The organism is Microbacterium jejuense (assembly GCF_039544225.1).
Taxonomy (GTDB): Bacteria; Actinomycetota; Actinomycetes; order Actinomycetales; family Microbacteriaceae; genus Microbacterium; species Microbacterium jejuense.
This window is the reverse complement of the sequence record NZ_BAABLG010000003.1, coordinates 399568-423254: the sequence shown is the minus strand read 5'-3', so window position 1 is coordinate 423254 and position 23687 is coordinate 399568. Positions and strand designations below refer to the sequence as shown.

At 70.8% G+C, this 23687-nt stretch carries 21 protein-coding genes; 16 read left to right on the top strand and 5 right to left on the bottom strand.

The features are described 5' to 3' along the window. Positions 1–46 precede the first annotated feature (46 nt). From ABEA46_RS06450 to ABEA46_RS06435, 4 genes are all read left to right on the top strand, one after another. Positions 47–415 carry a YraN family protein gene (locus ABEA46_RS06450; protein WP_345543552.1) on the top strand — a complete coding sequence of 123 codons (369 nt, stop codon included), beginning with the start codon at positions 47–49 and terminating at the stop codon, positions 413–415. Continuing rightward, a complete protein-coding gene (locus tag ABEA46_RS06445) occupies positions 412–1935 on the top strand; it encodes a YifB family Mg chelatase-like AAA ATPase (RefSeq protein ID WP_345543551.1) in 1524 nt (507 codons plus the stop codon). The genes ABEA46_RS06450 and ABEA46_RS06445 overlap by 4 nt, the downstream gene beginning before the upstream one ends. Beyond that, complete coding sequence (gene dprA, locus ABEA46_RS06440) at positions 1932–3170, top strand: DNA-processing protein DprA (protein WP_345543550.1); 1239 nt, start codon at positions 1932–1934, stop codon at positions 3168–3170. The genes ABEA46_RS06445 and dprA overlap by 4 nt, the downstream gene beginning before the upstream one ends. A 61-nt stretch (positions 3171–3231) precedes the next feature. Continuing rightward, complete coding sequence (locus ABEA46_RS06435) at positions 3232–4188, top strand: tyrosine recombinase XerC (RefSeq protein ID WP_345543549.1); 957 nt, start codon at positions 3232–3234, stop codon at positions 4186–4188. A gap of 3 nt (positions 4189–4191) precedes the next feature. On the opposite strand, the gene ABEA46_RS06430 is transcribed toward ABEA46_RS06435, so the two are convergent. Then, on the bottom strand, positions 4192–4752 hold the full coding sequence (locus ABEA46_RS06430; RefSeq protein WP_345543548.1) for a murein hydrolase activator EnvC family protein: 561 nt from the start codon (positions 4750–4752) through the stop codon (positions 4192–4194). Positions 4753–5092: 340 nt separating this feature from the next. Here ABEA46_RS06430 and rpsB point away from each other — a divergent pair, with 340 nt between their 5' ends. From rpsB to ABEA46_RS06385, 9 genes are all read left to right on the top strand, one after another. Beyond that, entirely contained in the window at positions 5093–6055 is a 963-nt protein-coding gene (rpsB, locus tag ABEA46_RS06425) for a 30S ribosomal protein S2 (RefSeq protein WP_345543547.1), read from the top strand. 86 nt (positions 6056–6141) lie between these two features. Then, on the top strand, positions 6142–6969 hold the full coding sequence (tsf, locus tag ABEA46_RS06420; RefSeq protein ID WP_345543546.1) for a translation elongation factor Ts: 828 nt from the start codon (positions 6142–6144) through the stop codon (positions 6967–6969). 118 nt (positions 6970–7087) lie between these two features. Further along, on the top strand, positions 7088–7807 hold the full coding sequence (pyrH, locus tag ABEA46_RS06415; RefSeq protein ID WP_345543545.1) for a UMP kinase: 720 nt from the start codon (positions 7088–7090) through the stop codon (positions 7805–7807). Positions 7808–7859: 52 nt separating this feature from the next. Further along, positions 7860–8414 (top strand): ribosome recycling factor, encoded by a 555-nt coding sequence (gene frr, locus ABEA46_RS06410; protein ID WP_345543544.1) that lies wholly within the window; start codon positions 7860–7862, stop codon positions 8412–8414. Between the two features lie 9 nt (positions 8415–8423). Continuing rightward, on the top strand, positions 8424–9506 hold the full coding sequence (locus ABEA46_RS06405) for a phosphatidate cytidylyltransferase (RefSeq protein WP_345543543.1): 1083 nt from the start codon (positions 8424–8426) through the stop codon (positions 9504–9506). Beyond that, the gene (locus tag ABEA46_RS06400) at positions 9503–10066 is read left to right on the top strand and encodes a DivIVA domain-containing protein (RefSeq protein WP_345543542.1); all 564 of its coding nucleotides are present in this window, start codon (positions 9503–9505) and stop codon (positions 10064–10066) included. Before ABEA46_RS06405 ends, ABEA46_RS06400 begins: the two co-directional genes overlap by 4 nt. Positions 10067–10122: 56 nt before the next feature. Beyond that, positions 10123–10842: an aggregation-promoting factor C-terminal-like domain-containing protein gene (locus tag ABEA46_RS06395; RefSeq protein WP_345543541.1), complete on the top strand. Its 720-nt coding sequence runs from the start codon at positions 10123–10125 to the stop codon at positions 10840–10842. Positions 10843–10845: 3 nt separating this feature from the next. Continuing rightward, positions 10846–11130, top strand: a complete 285-nt coding sequence (locus ABEA46_RS06390; RefSeq protein WP_345543540.1) for a hypothetical protein — start codon at positions 10846–10848, stop codon at positions 11128–11130. A 1-nt stretch (position 11131) separates the two neighbouring features. After that, positions 11132–11857, top strand: a complete 726-nt coding sequence (locus ABEA46_RS06385) for an alpha/beta hydrolase (protein ID WP_345543539.1) — start codon at positions 11132–11134, stop codon at positions 11855–11857. 6 nt (positions 11858–11863) lie between these two features. On the opposite strand, the gene ABEA46_RS06380 is transcribed toward ABEA46_RS06385, so the two are convergent. Continuing rightward, positions 11864–12931 carry an AI-2E family transporter gene (locus ABEA46_RS06380; RefSeq protein WP_345543538.1) on the bottom strand — a complete coding sequence of 356 codons (1068 nt, stop codon included), beginning with the start codon at positions 12929–12931 and terminating at the stop codon, positions 11864–11866. A gap of 172 nt (positions 12932–13103) precedes the next feature. On the opposite strand from ABEA46_RS06380, the gene ABEA46_RS06375 reads away from it, so the two are divergent. Continuing rightward, the gene (locus ABEA46_RS06375) at positions 13104–15011 is read left to right on the top strand and encodes a DUF8094 domain-containing protein (RefSeq protein ID WP_345543537.1); all 1908 of its coding nucleotides are present in this window, start codon (positions 13104–13106) and stop codon (positions 15009–15011) included. Beyond that, positions 15008–15961, top strand: coding sequence for a tetratricopeptide repeat protein (locus ABEA46_RS06370; RefSeq protein ID WP_345543536.1), 954 nt, complete (start codon positions 15008–15010; stop codon positions 15959–15961). The genes ABEA46_RS06375 and ABEA46_RS06370 overlap by 4 nt, the downstream gene beginning before the upstream one ends. Positions 15962–15997: 36 nt before the next feature. Here ABEA46_RS06370 and glgB read toward each other — a convergent pair whose 3' ends face one another. Genes glgB through glgX form a run of 3 tightly spaced genes read right to left on the bottom strand, consistent with a single transcriptional unit; the run spans position 15998 to position 22397 of the window. After that, positions 15998–18175 (bottom strand): 1,4-alpha-glucan branching protein GlgB, encoded by a 2178-nt coding sequence (glgB, locus tag ABEA46_RS06365; RefSeq protein WP_345543535.1) that lies wholly within the window; start codon positions 18173–18175, stop codon positions 15998–16000. Then, positions 18172–20256: a maltotransferase domain-containing protein gene (locus tag ABEA46_RS06360; RefSeq protein ID WP_425563164.1), complete on the bottom strand. Its 2085-nt coding sequence runs from the start codon at positions 20254–20256 to the stop codon at positions 18172–18174. Before ABEA46_RS06360 ends, glgB begins: the two co-directional genes overlap by 4 nt. Before the next feature lie 56 nt (positions 20257–20312). Beyond that, positions 20313–22397, bottom strand: a complete 2085-nt coding sequence (glgX, locus tag ABEA46_RS06355; RefSeq protein ID WP_345543534.1) for a glycogen debranching protein GlgX — start codon at positions 22395–22397, stop codon at positions 20313–20315. 103 nt (positions 22398–22500) lie between these two features. On the opposite strand from glgX, the gene ABEA46_RS06350 reads away from it, so the two are divergent. Then, positions 22501–23685 (top strand): cysteine desulfurase family protein, encoded by a 1185-nt coding sequence (locus tag ABEA46_RS06350; RefSeq protein WP_345543533.1) that lies wholly within the window; start codon positions 22501–22503, stop codon positions 23683–23685. The last annotated feature ends 2 nt before the right edge of the window (positions 23686–23687 follow it).

The window sequence follows — 23687 nt, the reverse complement described above, 5'->3', positions numbered from 1 at the left end:
GCCATCCGGCCTCCGCGGGGCATGCTCCCCGCGCGACGATGCCGGAATGGCAGAGAAGGACGAACTCGGGCGCGCGGGCGAGGACCGCGCGGCCCACTACTTCACGGAACTCGGGTACGCGGTCCTCGCGCGCAACTGGCGATGCGGCGTCGGCGAGATCGACCTCGTCGTGGCCGATGCGCGCAATGTCGTCGTGGTCGAGGTCAAGACGCGACGCGGTGAGGCGTTCGGGCATCCGTTCGAGGCGATCGACGCGCGCAAGCGCGCTCGGCTGTGGCGACTCGCCGTGGCCTGGGCGGCCGACAACCGCGACGTCCTGCAGGGACGGCGGCTGCGCATCGACGCGATCGGCATCGTCGGTCCGGAGCCCCGGTGCGCGGCGCTGGAACACCTCGTCGACGTCGAGGTGCCATGAGCGTCGCGCGCACCTGGGCGGTCTCGCTCGTCGGCGCCGAGGGCGAGGTCGTCGAGGTGGAGGCCGACCTCTCGAACCAACAGCCTGACTTCCGCATCATCGGACTGGGAGACAAGGCGCTCGGCGAGGCCGTGCAGCGCGTGCACAACGCGTGTGCGAACAGCGGGACCCCGCTGCCGCGACGACGGCTGACCGTCAACCTGTCGCCGGCGAGCCTGCCCAAGCAGGGTTCGGGCTTCGACATCGCGATCGCCGTCGCGTCCCTCGCGACCGAGCCGGGAATGGATGCCGCCTCCGTCGCCTCGACCGTGCACATCGGCGAGCTGGGGCTCGACGGTCGCCTCCGCCCTGTCACCGGGGTGCTGCCGGCCGTCGCCGCCGCTCGCCGCGCAGGACACCGCCGAGTGGTCGTCCCGCACGCGAACGGGCCCGAAGCAGCACTGGTCGACGGGATGGAGGTGCTGGCGGCCACCAATCTGGCGCAGGTGGTCTCGTGGCACGGCGGCGAGGTCGATGTGCCCGCGGACGAGCCCGTCGAGCTGGCCGACGACGCCGTCGCGCGCGACGACGTGGTCGACCTCGCGGACGTCATCGGGCAGCGCGACGCCGTCGACGCGCTCATCGTCGCCGCCGCCGGCGGGCACCATCTGCTGATGTGCGGCCCGCCCGGCGCAGGCAAGACGATGCTCGCGCGGCGGCTGCCCGGCATCCTTCCCGAGCTCGACGATCGGGCCGCGCTCGCGAGCGCCTCGATCCGGAGTCTGTCGGGCGTGCGGGTGGTGGAACTGTCGCGCACGCCGCCGTTCGAGGCGCCCCACCACAGCGCGTCGGTCGCGGCGCTCGTCGGCGGCGGATCCCGCGTCGTCAGGCCGGGCGCCATCGCACGGGCGAGCGAGGGCGTGCTGTTCCTCGACGAGGCAGGCGAGTTCCCCGCATCGGTGCTCGATGCGCTGCGCCAGCCGCTCGAGACCGGAACGATCGCGATCCACCGCGCCGGTGCCCATGCCGAGTATCCGGCGCGGTTCCAGCTCGTCCTCGCCACGAACCCGTGCCCGTGCGGCAACTACGGCATCCGCGGCGGCGACTGCTCGTGCCCGCCGGCCGCGATCCGGCGCTACCTCGGACGCCTGTCGGGGCCCCTGCTGGACCGGATGGACATCGAGCTGACGCTGTCGCGCGTCTCGGTCGCGCAGCGGGACACCGCGCCGGTCACCTCGACGGCCGTCGCCCGCGGGCGCGTGGCCGAGGCTCGCGACCGTGCGCGGCACCGGCTGCAGGGCACGATCTGGCACGTCAACGCCGACGTGCCCGGAGCCTGGCTGCGGGAGGGGCCGTCGGCACCGCCGCCGATCGTGCGCCGCCCGCTGGACGCAGCGCTCCATCGCGGCACCATCACGCTGCGCGGGTACGACCGCGTGCTGCGCGTCGCGTGGACCATCGCGGACATCGAGGGGCGGGCGCAGCTGAGCGCCGATCACATCGGTCGTGCGCTGTACCTCAAGAAGGGGATCGCGCTGTGAGCGGAATCGATCTGTCCGTCGCGGCGGCGCGCGCCGCACTGACTCCGCTCGGCCTCGACCTCGCCGACGAGGACGCGCAGCACCGCTACGCCGTGGCCGTCTGGTGTCAGCTGGTGGAGCCGGGCGATTCTGCCGCCGGCCGCGTGGTGGCCTCGCTCGGCCCCGTGGAGGCTCTGGTACGGCTCGCAGCGGCCGCAGAGTTCGCGGAGCTCACGGCCCGTGAGAACTCGGACGCGCGCAAGCGCTGGCTGCCACGATTGTCGTCGCGAGGAGTCTCCGACATGCTGCGCATCGCCGGTGCGCGCGGAGTGCGTCTCGTGACGCGCCGCGAGCCGGCCTGGCCGCAGCAGCTCGACGACCTCGGACCGCACGCGCCGATGTGCCTGTGGGTGCGGGGCGACGTCGGGGCGCTCGCGCGTCTCGATCCCTCCGTGGCGCTCGTGGGAGCGCGTGCCGCCTCCGGCTACGGCGACCTGGTGGCACGAGAGCTCGCCGCCGAACTGGCGGGCTCGGGTGTGCCCGTCGTCTCGGGCGGCGCGTACGGCATCGACGGTGCGGCGCACCGCGCAGCCCTCAGCGCCGGCGGACTGACCGTCGCGCTGCTCGCGGGCGGCGCGGAGCGCGCGTATCCGGCGGGGCACACCCAGCTGATCGACCAGATCGCCGCAACCGGAGTCGTGGCGAGCGAGGTGCCGTGCGGCTCGGCACCCACGAAGTGGAGGTTCCTCCAGCGCAATCGGCTCATCGCCGCACTGACGACTGCCACCGTGGTGGTCGAGGCCGGGTGGCGCAGCGGATCGCTGAACACCGCCGGTCACGCCGCCACCCTCGGCCGTGGGCTGGGCGCCGTTCCCGGGCCCATCACGTCGCCCGGCTCGTCCGGCACCCACCGGCTGATCCGCGAGTACGGCGGCGCGGCGTGCATCACCAGCGCCGACGATGTGCGCGAGCTGCTGGGACTGTCTGCGGTGACGCGAGGGGACGGCGGCATGACCCACGGCAGCGGGGGCGCCCGGGCGGGTGGCTCGCGGCCGGCGAGCGCCGGCGCCCGCACCGACGACACGACGCGGGTGCGGGACGCGCTGAGCGCGCGCGTCGGTCGTGACGCGGACGACGTCGCCCGCCGGGCCGGAATGGCCGTGGACGACGTCCGGGCGATGCTCGGCCTGCTGCGTCTGGAGGGGATGGTCCTCGCCGCCGCGGACGGGTGGCGCCTGCCGTCCGCTCACGGGTGAAACGGCCGGGGTCGCGGTGTGCCGCGGTCCCGGGTGCGTTCGCGCGCGACAAGCTGGAGGAATGAGGATCGCCGAGGCAGCCGAGGCGTACCTGCGTCACATCGACGAGGTGCGCCGGCTGTCGCCCGCGACAGTCCGCGCGTACCGGTCGGACCTCGCGGGGCTGGCGGCCGTGTGCGGCGACGTCGAGCTCAGCGCTGTGGATCTTGAAGTGCTGCGGGACTGGCTGTGGCAGGCGGTGCAGCGCGGCGACAGTCGCGCCACGATCGCGCGTCGTACCGCGGCGGTGCGCGGCTTCTTCGCGTGGGCCACCGAGACCGAGCGGATCGAGACGGACCCGAGTCTGCGGCTGGTGACGCCCAAACGCGGCAAGACGCTTCCGAAGGTCGCCACGGCACAGTCGTTGGAGGGGATGCTGGCGCGCCTCGAGCAGGCTGCCGCCGAGGGGGATCCCGTCGCCCTGCGCGATCACGCCGTGCTCGAAGTGCTGTACGGCGCCGCGGTCCGCGTCTCCGAGCTGTGCGGACTCGACCTCGACGACCTCGATCCACAGCGGCGGACCGCGCGAGTCCTCGGCAAGGGCTCGAAGGAGCGCGTCGTGCCCTTCGGCCTGCCCGCCCTGCGCGCGGTGGACGCGTACCTGGTGCGCGGGCGTCCCGCTCTCGCCGCCCGCGCGGACACCCCCATCGGCGGCGCGGCGGCGGGCCGGTCGGCCTCGGGGGTGGCACGCGCCGGCGGCGCGGCATCCGCTCTCTTCCTCGGTGCCCGCGGCGGGCGCCTCGGGCCGCGCGCCGTCTACGACCTCGTGTCGCGGGAGTTGGGGCCCGAGCTCGGTGCGCAGGTGGGACCGCATGCGCTGCGGCACTCCGCCGCGACCCACCTGCTCGACGGGGGAGCGGACCTGCGCGCGGTGCAGGAGATCCTCGGCCATGCGAGTCTCGGCACCACGCAGATCTACACGCACGTCTCCAGCGAGCGTCTCGCGGCCTCGTACCGCCTGGCGCACCCGCGGGCGTGAGGCTCAGCAGCAGGGGAGCAGGATCGCCCGCGGCACGCCGCCGAGCAGCAGCAGGGGATTGATGTACTCGCCATCCAGACGCACGCCGAAGTGCACGGTGCCGGCTGCCGCGTGGCCGCCCGTCGACACGATGCCGACCTCGGCGCCGCGCGAGACGATCGTCCCGGCGGCGAGATCGGACTGGACGGGTTCGAGCGTGGTCACCAGACCGTCGCCGTGATCGATCGTGAGGATGCCGCGACCGGCCACCTGGCCGGAGAAGGCGACGACCCCCGCTGCCGGCGCCATCACGTCCGCACCGCCGATGAGGCGCAGATCCACGCCGCGGTGACCCGGCCCGTACGCGTGCGGCGGCGCGACGAACGCCTGCTCGAGCCGGAACTGACGCACCGGCCACGCCCAGTCCTCTCCGCGCGGCACGACGTCGCGGGGCGCGGCGATCATGGTCGACGCGGCACGCGCGCCCTCCGGCTGGGTCCCCGTGGCGAAGACGACGAGCAGGGCCAGGACGGCGACCGCGCGCACGCCGCGGTGCACCCGAGGTGCGTCGGAACGGGACGTCATCTCCCGAGCGTCCCGCCGTCGCTGCACCACCTGCATCGGGGCCGACCGATCTGTGGAGAACCAGGGTCGCCGCCGACGAGGGGAGGAGGGGCGAGTTGCGCCGCTCCTGGTACACTGGGGGTCGCACTCCGCATGTCGGAGTGACTCCGCGTGCCCTCAGCGTGACGGACTCGACCCGGAAGGGACGACGTCTGTGACGCGGCATCCATTCCCAACGGTCCCTGCGAACGCTCCACCGCGAACGCCGGGCGGGTATGTGCCGGGCACCAGGCTCGCCGGCCGTCGGCCGGCGCGACACAACCGCAACAGGCGCTCATCGCGCCAGAACAGGAGACCGGCCATGGCCGTCGTCACCATTCGCCAGCTGCTCGACAGCGGCGTCCACTTCGGACACCAGACCCGCCGGTGGAACCCGAAGGTCAAGCGCTTCATCCTCACGGAGCGCAGCGGCATCCACATCATCGACCTGCAGCAGTCGCTGACGTACATCGACAAGGCGTACGAGTTCGTTAAGGAGACCGTCGCCCACGGCGGCACCGTCCTCTTCGTCGGCACCAAGAAGCAGGCGCAGGAAGTCATCGCCGAGCAGGCGACCCGCGTCGGCCAGCCCTACGTGAACCAGCGCTGGCTCGGTGGCCTCCTCACCAACTTCTCGACGGTGTCGAAGCGTCTCGCCCGCATGAAGGAGCTCGAGGAGCTCGACTTCGAGGACCCGGCCGCGAGCGGCTTCACCAAGAAGGAGCTCCTGCTCAAGAAGCGTGAGCTCGACAAGCTGCACAAGTCGCTCGGCGGCATCCGCAACCTCCAGAAGACCCCGTCGGCCATCTGGGTCGTCGACGCCAAGCGCGAGCACCTCGCGATCGACGAGGCATCGAAGCTCGGCATCCCGGTGATCGGCATCCTCGACACGAACGCCGACCCGGACGAGTTCCAGTACCCGATCCCCGGCAACGACGACGCGATCCGCTCGGTGGGCCTGCTCACCCGCATCATCGCCGACGCCGCCGCCGAGGGCCTCATCCAGCGCCACCAGCCCACCGACGAGGCCGCTGACGCCGAGCCGCTGGCCGACTGGGAGCGCGAGCTGCTCGAGCAGGGCGCCGCCACTGCCGAGGCTGACGCCGTCGAGCTGGCGACCGAGGCCGTCGTGGCCGAGGCCGTCGCCGAGGAGCTCGCCGCCGAGGGCGACCTCGAGGACGCGGTGGCCGTCGAGGCCGTCGCCGAGGAGCTTGCCGCCGAGGCCGTCGTGGCCGAGGCCGTCGCCGAGGAGCTGGCCGCCGAGGCCGGCGACGCCAAGGCGTAATCGCATCTTCCCGCCCGGCGGAGTCGTCTGAGGACGGCTCCGCCGCGGCATCCACGAGAACTCACAGAATCAAGGAGCCGCCACCCATGGCAAACTTCACGATCGCCGACATCAAGACGCTGCGCGAGCAGCTCGGCACCGGCATGGTCGACACCAAGAAGGCGCTCGAGGAGGCCGACGGCGACCTCGAGAAGGCCGTCGAGATCCTGCGCCTGAAGGGCGCGAAGGGCAACGCCAAGCGCGCCGACCGCTCCACGAGCGAGGGCCTCGTCGCGGCCAAGGAGGTCGACGGCAAGGTCACGCTCATCGAGCTGAACACCGAGACCGACTTCGTCGCGAAGAACGAGCGCTTCATCGCCCTCGCCGACAAGGTGCTCGACGCCGCCGCCGCTGCGGGCGCCGAGTCCGCCGAGGCTGCTCTGGCCGCCCCGGCCGGTTCGCAGACCGTCGCCGAGCTCATCTCGGACGAGGCCGCGATCATCGGCGAGAAGGTCGAGCTGCGTCGCGTCGTCACCCTCTCGGGCGACAAGTTCGAGATCTACCTGCACCGCACCAGCAAGGACCTGCCCCCGCAGGTCGGCGTGGTGCTCGCGTACACGGGTGACGACGCCGAGACGGCTCGCAGCCTGGCGCAGCACATCTCGTTCGCCAACCCCTCGTACCTGTCGCGCGACGAGGTCCCCGAGGCCGAGGTCGAGAAGGAGCGCGAGATCGTCACCGAGATCTCGCGCAACGAGGGCAAGCCCGAGGCCGCCCTGCCGAAGATCGTCGAAGGCCGCGTCAACGCGTTCTTCAAGCAGGTCGCCCTGCTCGACCAGGACTATGCGAAGGACAACAAGCAGTCCGTCGCCCAGGTCGCGAAGGCCGCCGGCCTGACTCTGACGGGCTTCGCCCGCTTCAAGGTCGGCGCCTGACCTTCTGAGAAGGCCCGCATCCGGACTCCGGTGCGGGCCTTTTCTCATGCCCTTCGGGGTGCTTCCTGGGTAGTTTTGGCCCAGGGCTGAGTAGTTTGTCGTCATCGAGAGGATCACCGTGATCAACGAGAACACCGGGCGCCGCCGCGTCCTGCTGAAGCTGTCGGGCGAGGCGTTCGGGGGAGGCCAGCTCGGCGTGAACCCCGATGTCGTCGGACAGATCGCGCGTGAGATCGCCGAAGCCGTCGACCGTGTCGAGATCGCGGTCGTCGTGGGCGGCGGCAACTTCTTCCGCGGCGCCGAGCTCAGCCAGCGCGGCATGGATCGCGGCCGCGCGGACTACATGGGCATGCTCGGCACCGTGATGAACGCACTGGCGCTTCAGGACTTCCTCGAGCAGGCAGGTGCCGCCACCCGCGTGCAGTCGGCCATCGCGATGACTCAGGTCGCCGAGCCGTACATCCCCCGTCGCGCCGAGCGGCACATGGAGAAGGGCCGCGTCGTCATCTTCGGCGCCGGCGCCGGGCTGCCCTACTTCTCGACCGACACCGTGGCCGCCCAGCGAGCGCTCGAGATCGATGCGCAGGAGGTGCTGGTCGCCAAGAACGGCGTCGACGGCGTCTACACGGCTGATCCGAAGAGGGATGCCTCGGCCACCAAGATCGACCGGATCACTTATCTCGATGCACTGCAGCGCGGCCTCAAGGTGGTCGACTCGACGGCGTTCAGCCTGTGCATGGACAACCGCATGGACATGCGCGTGTTCGGCATGGAGCCTGCCGGGAACGTGACCCGGGCGCTGCTGGGCGAGTCCATCGGCACGCTCGTCACGGCGTGAGCGCCGCGGCGTCGGTAGACTTGACCAGCCCCATCCATATGAAGGAGACACTGTGATCGCGGACGTCTTGGCCGATGCCGGAGCGCGCATGGACCGCGCCGTGGAGGCTGCGAAGGAGGACTTCGCGACGGTGCGCACGGGCCGTGCGAACCCGCAGCTGTTCCAGAAGGTCCTGATCGACTACTACGGCACGCCGACTCCGCTCGCGCAACTCGCCTCGATCAACAACCCCGAGGCTCGCACCCTCATCGTCACGCCGTACGACAAGTCGGCGCTGAAGTCGATCGAGCAGGCGATCCGCGACATCCCGAACCTCGGGGTCAACCCGACGAACGACGGCAACATCGTGCGCATCACGATGCCCGAGCTCACCGAGGACCGTCGCAAGGAGTATGTCAAGCTGACCCGCAGCAAGGGCGAGGACGCCAAGGTCCACGTGCGCGGCATCCGTCGCAAGGCGAAGGACGACATCGACGCGCTCAAGGGCGAGGTCGGCGACGACGAGCTCGCTCGTGCCGAGAAGGAACTCGACGCGCTGACCCGCGCCCACGTCGACGCCATCGACGAGGCGCTCAAGCGCAAAGAGGCCGAGCTCCTCGAGGTCTGAGGCACGCCCATGACCGACGCATCCGAGCCGCGGGGCGACGACGAGAACGGCGCCCCGCACCCTCGCCGCGAGGCCGACGACGCGCGTCGTCTCGCCGACGACGCTCGGCGCGCCGCCGCGGCTGCGGACGCGGCCGACGAGGGCGACCCCGGCGCGGTCCTGCAGGCGCATCTGCGTGCCGCGCGCAGCGAGTTCGAGAGCCAGGTGGCGCAGGCGAAGGCCGACTTCGAAGAGGCCAACGAGCGCATCAAGGAGCGGACCGGGCGCGATCTGCTGCTCGCGATCCTGATCGGATTGGCGATCGGCGCCGCCCTGCTGGCGTCGCTGCTGTTCGTCAAATGGGTCTTCGTCGTGTTCGCACTCGCGGCGGTCCTGCTGTCGATCTTCGAGTTCTCGCGCGCGCTGATCGCGAGCGGCCGGCGCGTGGACCTCGTGCCGCAGCTCATCGCGGGCGCTCTGCTGGTCGGGACGGCGTACTTCGTCACGTCGTGGCTGCAGTGGGTCATACTGTTCGTCGCCCTCGCGTTCGTCGTCGTCTGGCGACTGGTCGCCCAGATGGCATCGCATGACGGCCGCGCGTACGGGACCGTCCTGGGCGACGTGCTCATCGCGACGTTCATCCAGCTCTACGTCGCGTTCCTCGGCAGCCTGTGCATCGTGCTGCTGGGCAAGGACGGCGGCGAATGGTGGGTGCTCGGCTTCATCGTGGTCGCGGTCGCCGTCGACACCGGTGCCTACATCGCGGGCATCTCGTTCGGCAAGCACCCGATGGCGCCGCGCATCAGCCCCAAGAAGACCTGGGAGGGTTTCGCCGGTGCGGTGGCGGCGGCGATCATCGCCGGCGTGCTCGTGGGTCTGTTCATGCTCGGGCTCGACTGGTGGATGGGCGTTGTGTTCGGCATCGTGATCCTCGGCACGGCCACGGCCGGCGACCTGGGAGAATCGATGATCAAGCGCGACCTCGGCATCAAGGACATGAGTTCGTGGCTCCCCGGCCACGGCGGCGTCCTGGACCGGCTCGATTCGATCCTCCTGTCGGCGGCCGGCGCACTGACCCTGTACTATCTCTTCACCCCCCTGGTGGCATCATGACGGCATCCGAAGCTCCCGCGCGAGCGTCCTTCCCCGAGACCCGTGGCCGAGAGAAGGGCTACGACCCCGAGGCGGTCGACGACTTCCTGGCCAGGGCCCGCGGCAGTTTCGAACGAGGCACCGACGACATGACGTCGGCCGTGATCCGTCAGGCGGCGTTCCCGCTCGTGCGTCACGGCTACGTCATCGGATCGGTGGATGCCGCGCTCGGCCGCATCGAGGACGCCTTCGCCGCTCGCGAGCGGACCACGGCCGTGGCCGCGTCCGGGGCGAACGCGTGGGTGGGTCACACCCGTGACCTGGCCCAGGAGGTGCTCGACCGCCTGTCGCGTGCCCGCAAGGAGCGTTTCGACAGGGTCTCCGCCCTCCGGTACGGCTATCGCGTCGACGAGGTCGATCTCGTCGCCGACAAGCTGGCGAAGTACCTCGCGACCGGCGAGTCCGTGACTGTCGAGCAGGTGCGCTCGGTGGCCTTCCGCATGCAGCGCGGGGGCTATCAGGAGGCGCAGGTCGACGCGGTGCTGGACGCCGTCGTCGAGGTCATGCTCGCCGTCAAGTAGGACCCCGCCGCGTCGGATGGAAAGATCCGGCGGGGCTGTGCGAGAATCGGGACACTGTGACTTCCGGAAACGAGCTGAACCCGACCAGACGATCCCGACGTCAGGACGTGTCGACCCGGACCGCTCGCCGTGCCGTCGCTCCGCGACGGTCTGCATCGCAGACGTCGCGCTGGTCGCGTCGCCGCGGCGTCGTCGGCGCTTTCGCCGCCTTCGCCGCGCTGGGTTTCGTCGCGGCGTATGTCGGGCCGATCGGCGTCGCACTGGCGGACGTCGATGCCGCCGATGAGCCCGTGACGCTGTACGCGAGCTCGCTGGGCGATGTGCAGACGATCACCGGAGACGCGTCGGCCGAGCCGGCGCCTGCCGCGGAGCTCGATCGCGGCACCTACTCGGTCTACGTGAAGCCCAAGCCGACCATCGAGGCGAAGACCGCGTCATCGGGCGGATGGCGTCCGCCGTTCGTGACGCCGGATCCCGGCAGCGCCCAGGCCATCGCCTACGACATGGTGAAGGCGCGCGGGTGGAGCGACAGCGAGTTCGCCTGCCTTGTGGCGCTCTGGAAGAAGGAGTCCGGCTGGCGCGTGAACGCGTACAACGCCGGCAGTGGCGCGTACGGCATCCCGCAGGCACTCCCGGGCAAGAAGATGGCCAGCGCGGGCGCCGACTGGGAGACCAGCGCGGCCACCCAGATCACGTGGGGCCTCGGCTACGTCAGCGGCCGCTACGGCACGCCGTGCGGCGCGTGGGGCCATTCGCAGAGCACCGGCTGGTATTGAGCCATGCCGCGGTCAAACCGCCGCCGCAACGACTCGGGTGGCGACGACTCGTTCGAGCGTCTGCTCGCGGGGTGGAAGCGCACCGAGTACCGTCGTGGCACGGAATGGACCGTGCAGCCGGTGTCGGCCGCTCAGGCGCAGAAGGTCTACACCTGCCCGGGGTGCGGCGGTCCGATCGACGTCGGCGTCGCGCATCTCGTCGCGTGGCGCGCGGACGGCGTGCTGGGGGATGCCGCCGATCTCGCGGCGCGCCGGCACTGGCATCAGCACTGCTGGAAGGTTGCCTGACATGGAGATCCGCGGCCCGATCCAGCTGCCCGCGCGACGCGAGGAGGTCGAGCTCGAGACGCTCGACGGCCTGACGCTCGTCGGCGAGCTCGCCCTGCCCGAAGACCGTGAGCCGGTGGCGACACTGGTGACGCTGCACCCGCTTCCGACCGCGGGTGGGTTCATGGACTCGCACATCCTGCGCAAGGCCGCCGGTCGGCTTCCCGCACTCGCGGACCTCGCGGTGCTGCGTTTCAACACCCGCGGCACGTCGTCGCCGCGGGGGACCAGCGAGGGAGCATTCGACGGCGGCCGTGCCGAGGCGTTCGACGTCGCCGCTGCCATGGACTTCGTCCACGCCCGCGGACTGCCGCGGCCGTGGCTCGTCGGCTGGTCGTTCGGGACCGAGCTCGCACTCAAGTACGGCCGCGACCACGACGTCGAAGGCGCCGTTCTGCTGTCGCCGCCGCTGCACCGCGCCTCGGACGACGAGGTGGCCGCGTGGGCGGACGATCCGCGCCGGCTCATCGTGCTCGTGCCCGAGTTCGACGACTACCTGCGCCCCGAGGCCGCCGCCGAGCGCTTCGCGAGCGTGCCGAGGGCCGTGCTCATCCCGGTCGAAGGCGGCAAACACCTGTGGGTCGGCGAGAACCAGACCCGCCGCGTTCTCACCGAGATCGTGGCCGCGGTCAATCCCGATGCGCTGCCGCTGCCGACGCAGTGGCACGGTCCGATCGTCGCGGAGTAGTCGGCGTCACCTCTCGTTCTGCCGGGGGATGACCACCTGACGGTAGATGATCAGGATGCTGGCTGCCACGGGGATCGCCACGAGGGCGCCCAGCAGGCCGAGCAGCGAGCCGCCGGCGAGAGCTGCGATCACGACGACCGCCCCCGGCACGGCGACGGCGCGTCCCATGATGCGCGGTGAGATCACGTACGCCTCGATCTGCATGTAGACGAGGTAGTAGATCGCCGCGATGAGGGCAGTGATCGGGGTATCGGCCAGACCGAGACAGATCAGGACGATGATCGCCGAGCCGGTGAGGGTTCCGACGAGCGGGATCAGCGAGAAGAAGAACGCGATGACCGCGAGCACCGCGGGGAACGGGGCTCCGATGATCGACAGGAAGATCGCGCTGAGCACACCGTTGATGACGCCGAGGCTGACCTGGCCCATGACGTAGTAGCCGACCGAGTCGGTGATCTGCTCGCCGAGGTCCATGAACCGCGCGCGCTTGGACGCGGGCACGAGCTGATAGACGGCGCGCTTGAGGCCGGGGGTGGAGGCCGTGAAGTAGATCGTGAGGATCAGCACGATGAAGGCACCCGCCAGGCCCGAGAGCACGGCGCCGCCGATCGCGATGATGCTGCCGCCGATCTCGCTGCCGATCGCGCCGTAGTCGAGCGAGTTCAGCCATTCCTGCACGGACTCGAACACGTCGTCGACCTTCAGCAGCGGGAACTGCTGGGTCATCCAGGTGCGCAGATCTTCGACCGGGTTCCAGCTGCCGTCTTCGATCATCTTCTGGATCGCCGCGACGAGCTGACCGATCTGCTGCACGATGACGGGAACCACGATGAGGATGATGCCGGCGAACGCGGCGAGCACGACGAGGATGGTGATGAGCACCGCTGCCCAACGGGGGAGCTTGCGCCGCTCGAGCCACGCGACGAGCGGATCGAGGCCCAGCGACAGGAACAGCGCCGTGCCCACGTAGAGCAGGATCGTCTGCAGATTCTGGATGCTCCCGATGAGCAGCAGCCCCAGGCCGACACCGAGTGTTGCGAGCAACGCGGTGCGGAATGGGTTGTGGATCTTCATCGAGGTCCCCTCCGATCGGCTCGTCGCCGATCCCTGTCCGCCCAGGATACGCATCGGGGCCGTTCGGCTCGGGAACGGCGCCCTCCCACGCGGCTCCCAGGTCGTTTTCGCTAGTCTGAACTGTCGAATCGAAGGGCTGCACGCCTCCGTGCGCCCGGGAAAGGGTTTCTTCGTGCGTTTCGTGTGGGCCGTGGCGGCTTTCGTGCTCGCCACCGTGATGATCGGTGCGGGCATCGCCCAACGGACGATCTTCGAGGGACCCAAGACCGAGACGGCGGCGATCTCGGTCGAGGACGATGCTCCCTACATGCTGATCGACGGTGCCGTCCTGAACCAGATGCCGGGCACGCAGACGCTGCGGGCGCAGGCCGACGGCGACCTCTTCGCGTCGTACGGGCGCACCTCCGACATGGAGGACTGGCTCGCCGACGCGACCTACAACCGCGTGACTGTCAGCAAGAACGGCACGATCAAGACCACCCTGGTCGAGCCCGAGACGACCGATCCCGCCGCCACGACCGATCCCGCCGTCACCGATCCCGCCGCGACCACGGATCCCGCTGCCGCGACGACCGACCCGGCAGCCGCGGGCGACGCCGTCGCTCCGGTCGAGGGCACCGACCCGGCGGTCGTGACCGGCCGCAACCCCGCAGGCTCCGACCTCTGGCTCGACGAGTACACGAACAAGGATCTGCTGATCGCCCCGCTCCAGCTTCCCGAGGGCATGAGCGTCCTGGTCGCCGCCGACGGCACCGCTCCGGCCCCCAGCAAGGTCACCGTCACGTGGCCGCTGCAGACGTCGACCCCCTGGGCCGGACCCCTCATCGTGGGTGGCGGCATCCTGATGGCCGTCGGCGTGTTCCTCTACATCCTCGGAATCCGGCACGTGCGTCGCCGCCGCGGTCCGCGCCGCAAGGGCCTTCCCCTCCCGGTGACCGAGCCGATCGACATCTCGATGATCGACGATGACGACAAGGGCGTGATCAGCAGCCAGGCGCCGACGCGTCGTCGCGCGGTCGCCAGTGGCCGACGAGCGTTCGCCGTCGTTCCCGTCGTGGCGGTGTCCGCCCTGCTGTTCAGCGGCTGTTCCGCCGATGCGTGGCCGCAGTTCGGCTCTTCGCCGACGCCGAGCCCCACGGCGACCGTGATCGCACCCGAGGGCCAGCAGGCGCCGGCCGTCACCAAGGCGCAGGCCGAGCGCATCCTCACGCGCATCGCCGCCACAGTGGCCGACGCCGACGCCGCGATGGACGGCGACCTCGCCGAGACCCGCATGTCGGGTGCGGCACTGGCGGCACGCGACACCAACTACAAGCTGCGCTCGCAGATCGCGGACTACAAGGTGCCGGACCCGATCCACGCCAAGCCGCTCAGCGTGATCCTGCCGCAGGCGTACGACGACTGGCCCCGCTCGGTGATCGTGGTCGGCGCCGACGAGGAGTCGAAGACCTCCAGCATCATGGTGATGTCGCAGGCGGATCCGTGGTCGGACTACCGGCTGTCGTACATCGCGAACCTCGAGGCCTCTACGACGCTGCCCAATCTGGCGCCCACCTACATCGGCGCCGCGCAGGTCGAGCCGGACTCGCCGTTCCTGACCCTCGCTCCTCAGGACGTCGCGACCGCATACGCGGACATCATCGACAACGGCGAGGCCAGCCAGTACTACTCGATGTTCGAGTCGGACGGCGACCAGCTCCGCACCAGCATCGCCGCCGATCGCGTCCGCCGTCTGGCCGACTTCAACACGACGGCCCTCACCACGGCGCAGACCGGAACCCTCCTGTTCAAGGCCGCCGCCGGCACGCAGGCGCCCTTCGCACTGCAGACCGTCGAGAGCGGCGCGATCGTTGCCGTGAACATCGACGAGACCGACACGGCGACTCCCACCACTGCCGACGCCGTCATCACGAACAACGCGACGGTTGCCGCGCTCGCGGGCGCGACGCAGTCCGCGACCGGCACCACGACCACCTACAGCGACCAGGTGTTCTTCTACGTCCCGGGCCCCGGGTCGAACGAGAAGATCCGCCTGCTCGGCTACTCGTCCGCCATCCTCGAAGCGAAGGTCATCCCTTGAGCGATCCCTCCCTCGGCGCCGCGGTCCGCGGTGCGGTCGACCTCTCGTCGCTGCGCAATCGTCCGGCGCCGGGCGCGCCCGGGGAGCCGCAGGCTCCTGAGGGCGCAGGGGCGGCGGTCGCCGTCCCGTCGCTCGTGCTGGACGTCACCGACGACACGTTCCCGCAGGTGCTCGAGCTCTCGCGCACGGTGCCGATCGTCGTCGATCTGTGGGCCGAGTGGTGCGGGCCGTGCAAGCAGCTGAGCCCCATCCTCGAGCGGGTCGTCGCCGAGCTGGGCGGGCGTCTGGTGCTCGCGAAGGTGGACGTCGACGCGAACCCGCAGCTCTCTCAGGCGTTCCGTGCCCAGTCGATCCCGATGGTCGTCGCGCTCGTGGCGGGTCAGCCGGTGCCGTTGTTCACCGGCGCCGTGCCCGAGCAGCAGGTGCGCGAGGTCTTCGCGCAGCTGCTCCAGGTCGCGGCGCAGAACGGCGTCACGGGCACGGCCGTCGTCGACGGCGAGGAGGATGCCGCGCCGGGTGAGCCCGAAGAGGCGCCGTTGCCGCCGCTCCACGCCGAGGCGTACGACGCCATCGAGGCCGGCGACTTCGCGCGCGCGATCGTCGCGTACGAGAAGGCGCTGGCGGAGAACCCCCGCGACGAGGACGCCCGGGCCGGTCTCGGTCAGGTGCGTCTGCTCGATCGTGTGCAGGGGCTCGACCTGCAGGAGGCGCGTGCGGCGGCCGCGGCGGCACCGGCCGACGTGCGGGCTCAGCTCGCGGTCGCCGACCTCGATGTCGCCGGCGGCCACGTCGAGGACGCCTTCGGTCGTCTGCTCGACCTGTTCGCCCAGCTTCCCACCGACGAGCGCGGCCCGGTGCGCGAGCGACTGCTCGAGCTGTTCGGGCTCGTCGGCGACGCCGATCCGCGTGTCGCCACGGCGCGCGGCCGCCTGGCCTCGCTCCTGTTCTGAGAGAAGGGCCGGCGCGGCCCCGCTCCCGACGTCCCCTCAGCCCCTGGTGGGCGAGGGCACGTGCGCTGCGGTCTCGTGGCGCAGCCACAGCACGCCCAGCGGCGGCAGCACGAGCGTCGCCCGACCGCCCTCCGCGGCGTGGACCAGTCCGAGATTGCCCACGCCCGACCCGCCGTACGTCTGCGAGTCGGTGTTGAGGATCTCGTGCCACACGCCGCTCTCAGGCAGGTCGAGCTCGTACGCCGACAGGGGAGTGCCCGAGAAGTTCGCGGCCACCACGACGGTGTTGCCATGCCAGTCGCGCCGCGCGAAGACGATCACATTCGGGTTCCACGTGGGCGCACCCAGGCGTGAGAATGCGGCGCCGTCGCTGTCGCGGGCCCACATCGCGGAGTTGTCGCGGTAGACGCGGTTGAGTGCGCCGACGAACCCCAGCAGTTCGGCATGGCTCGGCTGGTCCAGCAGCCACCAGTCGAGCGAGCGGCCCTCGGACCATTCCGACAGCTGACCGAACTCCTGCCCCATGAACAGCAACTGCTTGCCGGGATGCCCCCACATGTACGCGAGGAACGCGCGCATGTTGGCGAGCTTCTGCCAGTGGTCGCCGGGCATGCGCCCGAACAGGCTCCCCTTGCCGTGCACGACCTCGTCATGGCTGATGGGCAGGACATAGTTCTCGCTGAACGCGTAGACGAACGAGAACGACAGCTCGCCCTCGTGGTGCGAGCGGTGCACGGGATCCCGCTTGATGTACTCGAGCGAATCGTTCATCCAGCCCATGTTCCATTTGAAGCCGAACCCGAGCCCGGCCTGGCTGGTCGGGGCGGTCACTCCGGGGAAGCTGGTGGACTCCTCGGCGATCATCGCGATGCCGGGGTAGCGCTTGTAGGCCGTCGCGTTGACCTCCTGCAGGAAGCGGATGGCCTCGAGGTTCTCGCGACCGCCGTGGATGTTGGGCTCCCACTCGCCGTCGCTGCGGGAGTAGTCCAGGTAGAGCATCGAGGCGACGGCATCCACTCTCAGACCGTCGACGTGGAACTCCTCGAACCAGTACAGCGCGTTCGCGACGAGGAAGTTGCGCACTTCGTTGCGGCCGTAGTCGAAGATGTACGTGCCCCAGTCCTTGTGCTCGCCGCGCCGGGGGTCCGGGTGCTCGTAGAGGGGCTCGCCGTCGAAGCGGGCCAGCGCGAACGAGTCCTTGGGGAAGTGCCCGGGGACCCAGTCCATGATCACGCCGATGCCCGCCTGGTGCAGCCGGTCGATGAGGTACCGCAGGTCGTCCGGGTGGCCGAACCGGCTCGTCGGGGCGTAGTAGCCGGTCACCTGGTACCCCCACGAGCCGCCGAACGGGTGCTCGGCCAGCGGCAGGAACTCCACATGCGTGAACCCCTGCGCCGTGACGTACTCGATGATCTGGTCTGCGGCATCCCGGTACGACAGCCCCTGACGCCACGAGCCGAAGTGCAGCTCGTACACCGACATGGGCTTGGACACCGGTGCGCTCTTGGCCCGGGCGTCGAGCCACGCCGCGTCGCCCCACGCGTAGGACGCGTGGACGACCACCGACGCCGTCGCAGGGGGGACCTCGGCGAAACGGGCCATGGGATCGGCCTTGAGCACCCACTCGCCCGCCCGGCTGCGGATCTCGTACTTGTACGCGGTGCCGGGGCCGAGGCCGGGGATGAACAGCTCCCACACGCCGGTCGCGCCCATGGAACGCATCGCGTGACCCTGGCCGTCCCAGCCGTTGAAGTCGCCCACCACCCGGACGGCGCGGGCGTTGGGCGCCCACACCGCGAACGACACGCCCGGGCTGCCGTCGTCGGTGCGCACGTGCGAGCCGAGGACGCGCCAGAGTTCCTCGTGGCGTCCTTCACCGATGAGATGCAGATCGAGCTCGCCGATCGTCGGGCCGTGGCGGTACGGGTCGTCGGCCACGTAGTCGGGGCCCTGCGCATACGTCGCGACCAGCTCGTACCGGCCGCGTGAGCCGGCGCGCGTGCCCTCCCAGATGCCCGAGCGCACGTGCTCCAGCGGGATGCGCGTGCCGTCGTCGAAGACTGCGGTGACGCTGCGGGCCAGCGGACGGCGGGCGCGGATCGTCCAGGTGGCGGTCCCCTCGGCGTCGGTGTCGGGATGGATGCCGAGCACGGCGTGAGGGTCGTGGTGCGAGCCTGCCGCGACGGCGTCGAGGAGCTGGTCGGAGGGCGTCATCGGGACTCCTTCACGTGCAGGATGTGGACGGGCTCGGTGAACGCGTCGAGCATCACGTAGTTGTGCTCCGCCCACGTCCAGCGCGCGCCGGTGACGAGATCCTCGACCTCGTACGGGGTGCCCGGCTCGACGCCCCACACGCGGGTGTCGAGATGGACCATCGTCTGGCGCACCGAATGGGGATCGGTGTTGACGACGACGATGACGGTATCGGCGCGGCCGTCGGGGGAGAGGGCCGCATCGAGGCGCTTGACGTACACGAGGATCGCGTCGTCGTCGCTCCAGTGGACGCTGAGGTTGCGCAGCTGGCGCAGGGCGGGGTGCGCGCGCCGGATGGCGTTGAGCTTCTCGAAGTACGGCGCGAGCGAGTCGCCGTGCTGGACGGCACCCGCCCAGTCGCGGAGCTTGTACTCGTACTTCTCGTTGTCGATGTTCTCTTCCGAACCCGGGCGCGCGACGTTCTCGTACAGCTCGTACCCGGCGTACACGCCGTACGTGGGGGCCGCGGTGGCCGCGATCGCGGCCCGGATGCGATACGCCGGGCGACCGCCGAACTGCAGGTACTCGGTGAGGATGTCGGGCGTGTTGACGAAGAGGTTCGGGCGCAGGAACGCGTCGGTGGAGTGCGAGAGCCCCGTCAGGAACTCCTCGAGCTCGACCTTCGTGTTGCGCCACGTGAAGTACGTGTAGCTCTGCTGGAAGCCCGCGGCGGCGAGGCTCTGCATGGGCGCGGGCCGTGTGAACGCCTCGGCGAGGAACACCGCGTCGGGGTGCTCATCGGTGATGGTCCTGATCAGCCACTCCCAGAACTGCAGCGGCTTGGTGTGCGGGTTGTCGACGCGGAAGATGTGCACGCCTTGCGCGATCCAGTGCTTCACGATGCGCAGCACCTCGGCGCGGATGCCCGCCGGGTCGTTGTCGAAGTTGACCGGGTAGATGTCCTGGTACTTCTTGGGCGGGTTCTCGGCGAATGCGATCGACCCGTCGGGCAGTGTCGTGAACCACTCGGGGTGCTCGGCGACCCAGGGGTGGTCGGGCGCGGCCTGCAGCGCGAGGTCGAGGGCGATCTCCAGTCCCTCCGCACGCGCCGCGCGCACGAACGCGCGGAAGTCGGCGAGCGAACCGAGGTCGGGGTGCACGGTGTCGTGACCGCCGGCCGCCGAGCCGATGGCCCACGGCGATCCGGGGTCACCGGGCCCGGCGTCGAGGGTGTTGTTCGGCCCCTTGCGGTTGAGCGTGCCGATGGGGTGGATCGGCGGCAGGTACACGACGTCGAACCCCATCTGCGCGACGGCAGGCAGGCGCTTGGCCGCGGTGCGGAACGTGCCGCTCTTGATCGTGCCGTCCTTGAGCCGCCGGGCGCCCTCGGAGCGGGGGAAGAACTCGTACCACGCACCGACGCCGGCGCGTTCCCGCTCCACAAGCAGCTCGAGGTCTTCGCCGAGGGTCACGAGCGACATGACCGGGCGCTGCCGGAAATGCGTCGCGATCGCGGGGTCGTCGACGATCGCGAGCGCGCCGTCGTCGTCGAGCTCTGGATCGCGGAGGGATGCCGCAGCCGCTGCCAGCGCCCTCTTCTCGGCCGCGGGGCGTCCTTTCTCGGCGCCGGCGCGGTCGAACAGCAGTGCTCCGAGCTCCCGCATGAGGGCGGCATCCACCCCCGCCGCGATCTTGACGGATGCCGCGTGCCGCCACGTGGCGAAGTCGTCGCCGAACGACTCGAACCGGAAGCGCCACACGCCCCGCTCGAGCAGCGCGACCTGTGTCTGCCAGCGGTCGAAGCCGTCGTCGAGCGCATCGAGGCGGTGCAGCGACTCGTCGCCCGAGGGGGAGAAGAGTCGCAGCTGCACGCCGATGCGGTCATGCCCCTCGCGGAACGCGGTCACCCGGAACGGCACCACCTCGCCCTCGTACCCGGTGGGGCGGTAGTCGCCCCAGGGGACGGCGGGGAACGGCCGGGCCAGCGGGATCCGGCGCGCGACGGTGTCGGGGTCGGGCTGCCAGGCGCGGGCATCGCGGACAGGGAGGGCCGAGGCGCTCCGCCACGGGCGGGAGCGCGCGGAGCGCGTCGTCGTGACCACGTCTCGAACCTACCGTTCCCCAGAGTCAGGCGACACCGACGTGACCGAAGCGTGCCTCACTCGGCGCGGAACAGGTGCATCGAGGTGCCGGGAAGCGAGACGACATCGCCCGGGGCGAACACCCTGCCGTCCTCCGCGGGCGTCTCGTCGGCGCTGGACCACAGCGACACGTACCGTGTCACGCCGTCGGCGTCGGGCAGGGTGACCTCGATCGGTCGCTCGGTGCCGTGGATCATGAGCAGGATCCGGTTGAAGTCCTCGACCTCCGGCGTCGAGCTCGCGACGTACTGCAGCGTGCGGTGGGACGGGTCGGTCCAGCGCTCGATCGACATGGTCTCGCCGTGCTCGTCGTACCACTCCATCACCGATGCGGACGGCGTGTGCTCGCCGAGACGCGCGAACCTGCTCGGACGCAGGGCCGGGTTCTCACGTCGCAGGCGCAGCAGGTGCCGCACGTGGGAGTACAGGTCCTGCTGCCAGGGTGTGTGCTCCCACCGCAGCCAGGTGAGGTCGGAGTCGTGGCAGTAGGCGTTGTTGTTGCCGTTCTGGGTGCGTGCGTGCTCGTCGCCGGCGGTGATCATCGGCACGCCCGCCGACAGCAGCAGCGTTCCCATGAGGTTGCGCATCGCCTTGCGGCGTGTCGCGAGGATGACCGGGTCGCCGGTGCGTCCCTCGGCACCGTGGTTGAACGAGCGGTTGGTGTCGGCGCCGTCACGGCCGTGCTCCCCGTTGGCGTGGTTGTGCTTGACGTCGTACGACACCAGGTCGCGCAGCGTGAAGCCGTCGTGGGCGGTGACGAAGTTGATGCCGGCCAGCGGGCCGCGCTCGTCGTCGAAGGTGTTTGCCGACCCCGCGAGCCGATGTGCGAGGCCGCCGATGCCGACCGGCGACACGCCGGCGCGCTGAGCGTAGTCGACGTCGCTCAGCCAGAAGTTGCGCACGCGGTCGCGGTAGCGGTCGTTCCACTCGCTCCAGCCGGCGCCGAAACCGCCGGTCTGCCAGCCGCCCATGCCCACGTCCCACGGCTCGGCGATGATCTTGGTGGCGCCCAGCACGGCGTCGTCGGCGATCGCGCGCAGGAGCGGATGCTGGGCCGTGAACTCGTGCGTCGCGTCGCGGCCGAGGGTCACCGCCAGATCGAACCGGAAGCCGTCGATCTGCACCTCCTCGGCCCAGTAGCGCAGCGAGTCCAGCACCAGACGGGCGGCGGCGTCGGTCGAGGTGTCGAGCGAATTGCCGCACCCGGTGACGTCGATGTAGGCCCCGTCGTCCTGCTGGCGGTAGTACGCCCGGTTGTCGATGCCGCGCAGGCTCGACCGCGGTCCGCCGAGCCCCTCTTCGGCGGTGTGGTTGTACACGACGTCGAGGATCACCTCCAGCCCGGCCTCGTGCAGCAGCTTCACCATGCCCTTGAACTCGCGCAGCACCGCCTCAGGACCCTGGCGGCGCGCCTCCTCGGTGGCATAGGCCGCGTGCGGTGTGAAGAAGTTGAGCGTGTTGTAGCCCCAGTAGTTCGCCAGGCCGTGCTGGAGCAGGCGCGGCTCGGTCGTGAACGCGTGCACGGGGAGCAGTTCGATGCTGGTGACGCCGAGGTCGAGGAAGTGCTGCACCATGGCCGGGTGGGCGAGGCCCGCATACGTGCCGCGCAGGGCGCCGGGAAGATCAGGATGCCGCTTCGACAGCCCTTTGAGGTGGCCTTCGTACAGCACTGTGCGATCGAGTGGGATGCCCGGCTTGCGCGATTCGCCCCAGTCGAACGAGCCCTCGACGACCACCGAGCGCCAGCCGTCGTAGCCGGTGCGCACGAGCCCCTTCGTGTACGGCTCGAGCAGGAGGGTGCCGCGGTTGAAGGTGTTCCCGGGACCTTGCGGCCCATCCACCCGGATCGCGTACGGCGTGCCCGGGCGCAGCAGCGACGACGTGACCTCCCACACGCCCTCTCCCACGGGCACGAGCGGCTCCGTGGCGGTGATCCAGTCCAGATCCGTGTCGTCGAACACGACGAGCTCGACCGCGTCGGCAGCTGCCGACCACACGCGCAGCCGGGCGCCGCCGGGCACGAGTTCGACGCCCAGCCCGTCCAGTCCGGGGCGGAGCAGGCCCGTGGCGGGGTGGGTGACGACGGTCTCCGGGCTCACCATGCGGACTACCATAACCATGGTCCGAGTCGGTGGCGTTACGGGACCGGGTCCCATACGGCACGGCACTCGGGTGCAGTCATGGACGTGAGTGGAGGGATGCCGGGTGCCTGTGTACCTCGACCACGCGGCGACCGCGCCGTTGCGACCGGAGGCCCGCGACGCGTGGGTGGCCGCCGCTTCCGAGGTCGGCAACGCGTCCTCGATCCACGGTGCCGGCCAGGACGCGCGACGCACGCTGGAGGAGGCGCGCGAGCGGCTGGCCGCAGTCATCGACGCCGACCCGATCGAGGTCGTGTTCACCTCCGGCGGCACGGAAGCGGTGAACCTGGCCGTGAAAGGCCTGTGGTGGGCGCGTGACGCCTCGAGCGACGTCGTGGTGCTGCCGGACGGCGAGCACCATGCGACGCTCGACGCGGTCGAGTGGCTGCACGCGCAGGGCGCCGAGGTGCGCCACCTCGGGCTCGACGCGGTGGGCCGGATCCCCGTCGACGCCTTCGCACAGGCGCTCCCGGGCGCGGCCCTGGCCACCGCGCTCGTCGCCAACAACGAGGTCGGCACCGTCAACGATGCGGCAGGACTCGCGGAGGCCGCGGCTGCTGCGGCGGTGCCGCTGCATCTGGACGCGGTGGCGGCCTTCGGCCATGTGCCCGTCTCGTTCCGCCGGTGGCGCGGCGCTGTGAAGGGACGCGCCGGGCTCGTGGCGCTGAGCGTCTCGGCCCACAAGATCGGAGGGCCCGCCGGCGTCGGCGCGCTCATCGTGTCGCGCGCCGCCGAGCTCACCGCGCTGGTCCACGGCGGGGCGCAGCAGCGACGCCTCCGAGCCGGCACGCAGGACGTCGCCGGTGCGGCGGCCTTCGCGGTCGCCGCCGAGCTCGCCGAGGCCGAGCGTGAGGCCGAGGCCGTCAGGCTCGCGGCGCTGCGGGAGCGGCTGGTGGGCGGCATCCACGCGACGATCTCCGGGGCGGAGCTGCTGGGCGACCCGGTCGACCGCGTGCCGGGCAACGCCCACGTGCTGTTCCCGGGGGCGTCGGGCGAGACGCTGCTGTTCCTGCTGGACCGCGCGGGCATCTCGGTGTCGACCGGGTCGGCGTGCCAGGCCGGCGTACCGGAGCCGTCGCACGTCGTCATCGCGCTCGGCCGCAGCGATGTCGAGGCGCGGCAGGTGCTGCGGCTCACTCTCGGCCGGACCACCACCGCCGACGATGTGGAAGCCGTGCTGGCGGCCCTCCCGGAGGCTGTGCAGCGCGCGCGTGCGGCATCCGGCCCGCGTCCAGGCCGGGGTTCGTAGAC

Bases quoted from the DNA above. Each gene is read 5' to 3' on its own strand.
- ABEA46_RS06450 (WP_345543552.1), top strand. From the start codon at position 47: ATGGCAGAGAAGGACGAACTCGGGCGCGCGGGCGAGGACCGCGCGGCC.
- ABEA46_RS06445 (WP_345543551.1), top strand. From the start codon at position 412: ATGAGCGTCGCGCGCACCTGGGCGGTCTCGCTCGTCGGCGCCGAGGGC.
- ABEA46_RS06435 (WP_345543549.1), top strand. From the start codon at position 3,232: ATGAGGATCGCCGAGGCAGCCGAGGCGTACCTGCGTCACATCGACGAG.
- ABEA46_RS06430 (WP_345543548.1), bottom strand. From the start codon at position 4,752: ATGACGTCCCGTTCCGACGCACCTCGGGTGCACCGCGGCGTGCGCGCG.
- rpsB (WP_345543547.1), top strand. From the start codon at position 5,093: ATGGCCGTCGTCACCATTCGCCAGCTGCTCGACAGCGGCGTCCACTTC.
- tsf (WP_345543546.1), top strand. From the start codon at position 6,142: ATGGCAAACTTCACGATCGCCGACATCAAGACGCTGCGCGAGCAGCTC.
- ABEA46_RS06405 (WP_345543543.1), top strand. From the start codon at position 8,424: ATGACCGACGCATCCGAGCCGCGGGGCGACGACGAGAACGGCGCCCCG.
- ABEA46_RS06400 (WP_345543542.1), top strand. From the start codon at position 9,503: ATGACGGCATCCGAAGCTCCCGCGCGAGCGTCCTTCCCCGAGACCCGT.
- ABEA46_RS06390 (WP_345543540.1), top strand. From the start codon at position 10,846: ATGCCGCGGTCAAACCGCCGCCGCAACGACTCGGGTGGCGACGACTCG.
- ABEA46_RS06385 (WP_345543539.1), top strand. From the start codon at position 11,132: ATGGAGATCCGCGGCCCGATCCAGCTGCCCGCGCGACGCGAGGAGGTC.
- ABEA46_RS06380 (WP_345543538.1), bottom strand. From the start codon at position 12,931: ATGAAGATCCACAACCCATTCCGCACCGCGTTGCTCGCAACACTCGGT.
- glgB (WP_345543535.1), bottom strand. From the start codon at position 18,175: ATGACGCCCTCCGACCAGCTCCTCGACGCCGTCGCGGCAGGCTCGCAC.
- glgX (WP_345543534.1), bottom strand. From the start codon at position 22,397: ATGGTGAGCCCGGAGACCGTCGTCACCCACCCCGCCACGGGCCTGCTC.